The following is a 6,678-nucleotide window of genomic DNA, read 5'->3' on the forward strand; positions in this document are numbered from 1 at the left end:
TTTACCTCCCCGAGGTTCGATCTTTCACCATTTCCTTTTGCGCGATACAGGCCAATCTTCTGCACCCACCCTCCCCTTCCCCGTATAGACAACGGTCCATGTAGTACCGAAATACAAAATTTGCCAACCCTGGGTGCGTCACAATGTAGTAACGACCTGCCCCACCCATGAGCTTCACGATCGCACCGAGAAACAAGCTGCCATAGTCGAACGGAAACATCTTGATAACTGTAAGACAAGATGGAAGGACTCCACGCAGCGCTTTGGCATCGAAGTGCCTGAAGTGCTTTTCTGGAATCTTCGCGTTTACATGGGGAACGCTGAGAATCAAGTGGCCGCCTGGCCGCAACAGGTCTACGGCAGCCGACAGAAAACGGGAGAGCGAACGAACGGGGATATGTTCGATGACCTCCAGAAGAGTCACTACATCGCACTTCGCATCCGGCAATTCCTCCAAGATGTCCATGCACTCGTAGCGGACGCCTGGATTCATGCGTCGGGCCAGTGAGATGGCCTTCGCCGAAGAGTCGATGCCCACGAGTTCTTTCCCGGGGAACCGAGCGTTCACCTCCGCCAAGAAGCGCCCGTCGCCACAACCGAGGTCGACGAGCGATCCGAAGGACAGGCCCTGAAGCAAGTCCAGCGTCACCCGCAGCCGGCCCAGGTAGCGGTAGCCCCACGACCAGTATTCGTGCTGGCGAAACTGTCCGTCGGAGAACACGGGCAGATAATGGTAGGGGAAGCGATACTGATCCTCCTGGGCGACTCGTGCCGGGGCCACCGGGGAGGCGGGATTCTCGTCCATGGTGTTCAGGGATCCGACCGCTGCGCGCACGGCGCCTGGAAGCGCTGACGAGCGAAGCCAAGCCCGGTCGCGATCTGCGTCAGTCCCAGCAAGAAGAGCAACGATAGCGCCTTCGAGCCACGGCAAACCTTGAAGGCGTGGCCCATCAGAGCGCAGTAGAAACGAAACGGCTCAAGGCGGATACGTTCCCGGCGGCGGCGGGATCGCAGGAGGTGGAAGCGGAAAGCGCCCCTGCCGTAGCAAAAATGCTGCCGCAGAAACGAGCGCATGGACAAGTGGTGGGCGTGAAACACGACCGCCTCGGGCACATACACCAGTCGGTGCCCAGCGCTCAGAAGGCGGTCGCAGAAATCGCGGTCCTCTCCCGCGGCATGGGGGAAGCACGTATCGAAGCCGCCGACCCGGTGAAACAGCCTGGAGGAGATCACCAGATTGTTGGAGGTCAGGAAACGCGCCCGATCGGGGGTGGTGTTGTGGCGGGCATAGAGAAACCCGATGAGATCCTGGCTGGCCTGCGAGAAGGGATTGCCTGTCAGAAGATTCTCCGTGTGCCCCGTTGCCGCGCAGTCGGGGTGTTCGCGGAAGACGCCCGCCATGACCCGCAGCCAGGTTGCCGAGACGCGACAGTCATCGTCCACGAAGGCCAGATAATCGCCCTGGGCCAGCTTCGCGCCGCGGTTGCGCGCGGCAGCGGGTCCTGCATGGCCCTGTCGCACGTGCCGGACGGGCAGTGGGCCGGCGAAGGACGGCGTGACCGAATCGGGCACCGGCGCACCACCGTCGTCAACCACGATGACTTCCATCCGGTCCTTCGGGTAGTCGGCGTCGGCGATCGCCTGCAGACACTGGGCCAAAGACTGCGGACGCATGTAGGTAGGGATGACGATGGAGAAGAAGGGAAGCTCCTGCTCCGGCGAAGATCCGCCTCCCGGAAATGCCCGCCGGGTCTGTTTTAACCGGGCCGGGGGCCTCGCAGGGGCCGTCCCTCCGCCCACGACCCCGGTCTCCATGTCATCGCGCATCGGATCGGGTTTGCTCATGGGATGAGGTCGACGCCGGGGACAGCGCCTTGGGGATACCCGCAGGCATCGGGCCGGGGTCCCCGGAAATAGCCTGTCGCTTCGCCCGCGGTCCACGAGAGGATGCCCAGCACGGTCACGGGTAGCGCCTTGAGATACGAAGCCCGGTAGGACCCGGCGAATAGGCCGTGGCCCGCGTTTTTCAAGAGAAGTTTCAGAAAGATCAATGGGCACAGGAAGAAGTAGCCCATCCTTCTCCTGATCGAAATCGCCCTGGCCATGCAACGCATACGTGCGAAGCTCATGCCGTGAAAGAACTCGTGGCGCAGAAATCTTCCCAAATGTTGCAAGTTGCGGTGAAAAACTATGATCGCCGGGTCAAATCGAATGGCGATCCCCCCTCGGGCAAGACGCCAATGGAATTCCGTGTCCGAACAGTAGGTCCCTTCGATGAACTTTCCGTAGGCGTCGAAGATCCACCGCCGATAGCTGATATTCGCGCAGGCCATGTCGGCCACGAGGCGGGAACGCCCGGACGGTTGCCAAGCGCTGAACTCCGTAAAGTAGGCCCCCCACCCGACATAGCTCTCCGGATTGCCACAGGCGATCGCCCCCCCAACGACCGGATGCGCCCCCTCGTGGGATCGAAGCACGTCTTCCAGCCAGGTAGGCCCCATGGAGCAATCCGCATCCGTGAGCACGATGATTTGCCCGCGGGCGGCGCGGATTCCCTCATTTCGAGCGTCCCCGCAGAACATGCGGGTCGGGAACTCCAGCAGACGGACGTCGGGGAAGTGCTGTTTGACGAAAGCTCCCGTGCCGTCCTCGGAACTGTCCACGACGATGATCTCGCAAAACTCCCGTGCTGATTGCCTCTCCAGTGATGCAAGGGTGTCGCCGATCGTCGCCACGGCATTGTAGGCGGCGACAACCACGGATAGGACCGGCATGGGTCTGCCTCCCGCATCGCGCACCGGCGGGTGCGCTCCGAGGGAACCGTCGGCGGAGGCTCGCTCTTGCGGGAGGAAGGGAAACATTCGAGCGTCGGGACCGACGGTTTCGGCCTCGCCTCCTTCGGGCTCGGCGCTGTCGTTCCTCGGTGGCACGCTCTTTGGGAAGCTGTCTGCCCAGCCCATTTTGTTCCTCGCGTGCCGCCCGTGGTGCGCGCGTCTCTGCGACGGGACGGGCCAAGAGGGCGCCACCGTCCAGGGACCCATTCGGAGGAAGTCCGAGTCTTCTCGGGGGCCGGGCACCTCCGGCTCCCACCCCGGCCGCAGGGTTGGTAGCACGGGCCGGCCGGGCCGGTCAATCCGGATTTCTGTGCCGGATTTCTGTGCCTGAGGTCTGGGTCGTCTGGACACGCCCCCGGTCGACGACCCGAATCTTCCCGGGACGATGCAGGTGACGGTCGCGCTTGAGCAGGTGTCCTGCGGGACGGAGCTGCACATCACCCAGGAAGGTGTTCCGGACGTCATTCCTGCGGAGGGCTGCCATCTGGGCTGGCAGGAGTCGCTGGCCCTTCTCGCGAAGCTGGTCGAGGCGGAGATTCCGGACGAGACGTGACGGACCCGCTCGCCTTCGTTCCAAGAAGCGGTCTGCAGCGTACACGCAAAGAGGGCCGCCCTTGGGGGGCGGCCCTCTCGCAGGTGCTGCGCGTGCCCGGCTCAGCGCTTGGAGAACTGGGGGCTCTTGCGGGCCTTGTGGTGGCCGTACTTCTTGCTCTCCACGATCCGGGGGTCCCGGGTGAGGAAGCCGGCCTTCTTCAAAACCGGGCGCAGGTCCTCTTCCAGGGCCACCAGGGCCCGGGCGATGCCGTGGCGCACGGCCTCGGCCTGGCCGGTGATGCCGCCGCCGCGCACGCGCACCTTCACGTCATAGGTTCCGGCCCGTTCGGTGAGGACCAGGGGGCTCAGGGCCGCGCGCTGGTGGGCCTCTCGAGGAAAATAGGTCTCGAGGGTCTTGCCGTCGTTGACCTCGACCTTGCCGTCGCCGGGGACGACGGTCACGCGGGCGATGGCGGTCTTTCTCTTGCCGTGGCTCTGGATGCTCTGGGCCATGGGGGGTCCTCTCTACTGCTGGGCAGCCAGCGGCTTGGGCTGCTGGGCCTGGTGCGGGTGCTCGGAGTTCGCGTAGATCTTGAGCTTGGTCATCATCTGGCGACCGAGGTTGTTCTTGGGCAGCATGCCCTTCACCGCTCGGCGCAGCACTTCCTCGGGCTTGCGGTCGAGCATCTGGCGAGCGGTGCGCCCCTTGATGCCCCCCGGGTACCCCGAGTACCAGTAGTACATCTTCTGGTCCATCTTGCGCCCGGTCAGGTGCACCTTGTCGGCGTTCACGATCACGACGAAGTCCCCCGCGTCGGCGTGGGGGGTGTAGGTGGGCTTGTGCTTGCCCCGCAGGATCGACGCCACCTGGGTCGCCAGGCGCCCGAGGGTCGCGCCCTGGGCATCCACCACGAACCATTCCTTCTCAACCGTCTGCGCGGTGGCCATGAAGCTCTTCATGACGGCCAGCCTCCCAGGTCTGGGGGAAAATCGCGAAAGGCGGAATGCTACGCAGGCCGCCCGCCCCTGTCAAGGCCCAACGGGCCCCACCTCGGTAAGGGGAGCGCGTTTATAGCCCGAACGTTGACGCCGCGCAAGGGAAAACCCTATAAGGGTGCGTCTCGCAACCCGGAGGAGCCATGCACGGCGTCCGCGCTCTCTTGTTCCTGATCGTGCTCGTCGCCGTGACCGTGGGGGTGGGGGCCGCCGCCATGGTCGGGGGGTACGCCGACCGGCGCCGGCGCTGGGTGCGCCACTTGGCCTCGCTCTGGTCCCGGGTGGTCCTGGGCACGGCCGGGGTCACGGTGGAAGTGCAAGGGCGGGAGCTCCTGCCCCCGGGGGTGGCGCCGATTTTCGTGGCCAACCACCAGTCGAACCTGGACATCCCGGTCCTGAGCCTCGTGCTGCCCCGGGAGGTGCTGTGGCTCGCCAAGCGCGAGCTCTTCTCGATCCCCATCTTCGGCCAGGCCATCCGGGCAGTGGGCTACCTTCCCGTGGATCGGGGCGACGCAGAGGCGGCCCGGGCCTCTCTGGGAGCTGCCGCCGTGGAGGTCCGAAAGGGCTTCCCGGTCATCCTCTTCCCCGAGGGCACCCGAAGCCGAGATGGCCGCCTGCTCCCCTTCAAGCTGGGGTTCCTGCACCTGGCCGAGGAGAGCGGCGCGCCGGTGGTGCCGGTAGTCGTGCAGGGTACCGCTGCCCTGTGGCCGAAAGGAAGTCTGGCGGCCCGGCCCGGACGGGTGACGGTGCGCTTTCTGCCGCCCGTGTGCTACACGACCGCCGCCGACGGCGACGAGCGCCGCCGACGGGCCGCCGAGCTGCGCGACGTCATGGCTCGGGCCCTGGCGGGCCCGTGACCCCCGTGGGGACGGCGCCGCACCCCTCGGAGCTTCCTCGGGGGGGTGGCCGTGGGTGAGGCCCCGGCCGGGCCCGCCTGGACCCGGGTGATCCCCCTCGGGGGCCTCGAGGAGGTGGGCCTCAACGCGCTGGCCCTGGAGGCGGAGCGCGACCTCGTCCTCATCGACTGCGGCCTGCTCTTCCCCCCGCCGGACTGCCCCGGCATCGACTACCTGATCCCCGACTTCGCGTTCCTGCGGGAACGGCGCGAGAAGCTGCGGGCGGTGCTCCTGACCCACGGCCACGAGGACCACGTAGGGGCCCTGGGGCATCTCCTGGCGGAGCTCCCGGCGCCGGTGTACGGAACCCCCATGGCCCTGGGGCTCCTGGAGGCCCGGCTCGCCGAGGCGGCGCCCGCGACCCGCAGGCACTTGCAGCCGGTGGCGGCGGGAGACCAGGTAGAGACCGGGGCCTTTCGAGCTCGTTTCCTCCAGGTCACCCACTCGGTGCCGGGCGCCTGCGCCCTGGCCCTGGAGACCCCCGGGGGGCGCATCGTCCACACGGGGGACTTCACCTTCGACCCCAGCCCAGTGGACGGCCGCCGCACCGACGAGGCGGGCCTGGCGGCCTGGGCGCAGAGCGGCGTCGACCTGCTGTGCTGCGACAGCACCAACGCCCTGGTGCCCGGGGAGACCCCGCCGGAGAAGCGGGTGGGGGACGCCCTGCGCCGGCTCCTTCCCCGGGTCGGGGGGCGCGCCTACGTGAGCCTCTTCGCCACCAACGTCCACCGCATCCAGCAGGCGATGGAGGTGAGCCGGGAGGCGGGGCGGCGGGTGGTCTTTCTGGGGCGGTCCGTGGTCCAGTGCGCGCGGCTCGCCCGGCGCCTGGGCCATCTGCGCCTCGCCCCCGGAGACGTGGTGCCCGAGCTCCGGGCTTCGTCGCTCCCCCGGGGGGCCCTGACGGTGGTGCTCGGGGGGAGCCAGGCGGAGCCCGGCAGCGCCCTGTGGCGGGTCGCGCACGGTCTGGAGCCGCGCCACCGGCTCTCGCCGGGGGACGCGGTCATTCTGTGCGCGCGCCGCATCCCGGGCAACGAGGTGCCGATCCGGCGCCTGGTGGACCGGTGCCTGCGCCAGGGGGCGCAGGTGCACGACACCGAGAGCTCGGGAGTGCACGTCTCGGGCCACCCGGCCCGGGACGACCTGGAGCGGATGCTCCGGCTCGTGCGCCCGCGGCACCTCCTCCCGGTGCACGGGGAGGCGCGGCACCGGGACGCCCTGGCGCGCCTGGCGTCGGACGGGGGCCTCGGCGCCGAGCGGGTCTTCCGGGGGGGAAACGGCCAGACCCTGCTCCGGGAGGGGGGGCACGTGCACCCCGGGCCGAGGGTGCCGGTGGGCCGGGTGGTGGTGGACGCCGGCACGGTGGCCGCCGAGGGGGCGGCCCTCCTGGCCGACCGGCGGCGCCTGGGCGCCTCGGGCGT

At 67.8% G+C, this 6,678-nt stretch carries 7 protein-coding genes and 1 pseudogene; 3 read left to right on the forward strand and 5 right to left on the reverse strand.

The window, feature by feature from the left end; all coding sequences use genetic code 11:
* Nucleotide 1 precedes the first annotated feature (1 nt).
* From AB1578_07915 to AB1578_07925, 3 genes are read right to left on the reverse strand one after another with little or no spacing between them, the layout of a single operon-like run.
* Nucleotides 2-805 carry a class I SAM-dependent methyltransferase gene (locus AB1578_07915; protein ID MEW6487825.1) on the reverse strand — a complete coding sequence of 268 codons (804 nt, stop codon included), beginning with the start codon at nt 803-805 and terminating at the stop codon, nt 2-4.
* A 5-nt stretch (nt 806-810) separates the two neighbouring features.
* Nucleotides 811-1,845 (reverse strand): glycosyltransferase, encoded by a 1,035-nt coding sequence (locus AB1578_07920; GenBank protein ID MEW6487826.1) that lies wholly within the window; start codon nt 1,843-1,845, stop codon nt 811-813.
* Nucleotides 1,842-2,774: a glycosyltransferase gene (locus AB1578_07925; protein MEW6487827.1), complete on the reverse strand. Its 933-nt coding sequence runs from the start codon at nt 2,772-2,774 to the stop codon at nt 1,842-1,844. Before AB1578_07925 ends, AB1578_07920 begins: the two co-directional genes overlap by 4 nt.
* Nucleotides 2,775-3,195: 421 nt before the next feature.
* Here AB1578_07925 and AB1578_07930 point away from each other — a divergent pair.
* A pseudogene (locus tag AB1578_07930) lies at nt 3,196-3,387 on the forward strand (SRPBCC domain-containing protein).
* Nucleotides 3,388-3,488: 101 nt separating this feature from the next.
* Here AB1578_07930 and rpsI read toward each other — a convergent pair.
* Nucleotides 3,489-3,881, reverse strand: coding sequence for a 30S ribosomal protein S9 (gene rpsI, locus AB1578_07935; protein MEW6487828.1), 393 nt, complete (start codon nt 3,879-3,881; stop codon nt 3,489-3,491).
* Nucleotides 3,882-3,893: 12 nt separating this feature from the next.
* Nucleotides 3,894-4,328, reverse strand: a complete 435-nt coding sequence (rplM, locus tag AB1578_07940; GenBank protein MEW6487829.1) for a 50S ribosomal protein L13 — start codon at nt 4,326-4,328, stop codon at nt 3,894-3,896.
* A 179-nt stretch (nt 4,329-4,507) separates the two neighbouring features.
* Here rplM and AB1578_07945 point away from each other — a divergent pair, with 179 nt between their 5' ends.
* Nucleotides 4,508-5,221 (forward strand): lysophospholipid acyltransferase family protein, encoded by a 714-nt coding sequence (locus AB1578_07945; protein MEW6487830.1) that lies wholly within the window; start codon nt 4,508-4,510, stop codon nt 5,219-5,221.
* Between the two features lie 51 nt (nt 5,222-5,272).
* Nucleotides 5,273-6,678 (forward strand): ribonuclease J (locus AB1578_07950; protein MEW6487831.1); only part of this gene is annotated, 1,406 nt, incomplete at its 3' end.

The sequence above is a fragment of the Thermodesulfobacteriota bacterium genome (assembly GCA_040756475.1).
Lineage (GTDB): Bacteria > Desulfobacterota > Deferrisomatia > Deferrisomatales > JACRMM01 > JBFLZB01.

Excerpts from the sequence above, each read along its gene's own strand:
- AB1578_07915 (MEW6487825.1), bottom strand. The coding sequence starts at position 805 with ATGGACGAGAATCCCGCCTCCCCGGTGGCCCCGGCACGAGTCGCCCAG.
- AB1578_07920 (MEW6487826.1), bottom strand. The coding sequence starts at position 1,845 with ATGAGCAAACCCGATCCGATGCGCGATGACATGGAGACCGGGGTCGTG.
- AB1578_07925 (MEW6487827.1), bottom strand. The coding sequence starts at position 2,774 with ATGCCGGTCCTATCCGTGGTTGTCGCCGCCTACAATGCCGTGGCGACG.
- rpsI (MEW6487828.1), bottom strand. The coding sequence starts at position 3,881 with ATGGCCCAGAGCATCCAGAGCCACGGCAAGAGAAAGACCGCCATCGCC.
- rplM (MEW6487829.1), bottom strand. The coding sequence starts at position 4,328 with ATGAAGAGCTTCATGGCCACCGCGCAGACGGTTGAGAAGGAATGGTTC.
- AB1578_07945 (MEW6487830.1), top strand. The coding sequence starts at position 4,508 with ATGCACGGCGTCCGCGCTCTCTTGTTCCTGATCGTGCTCGTCGCCGTG.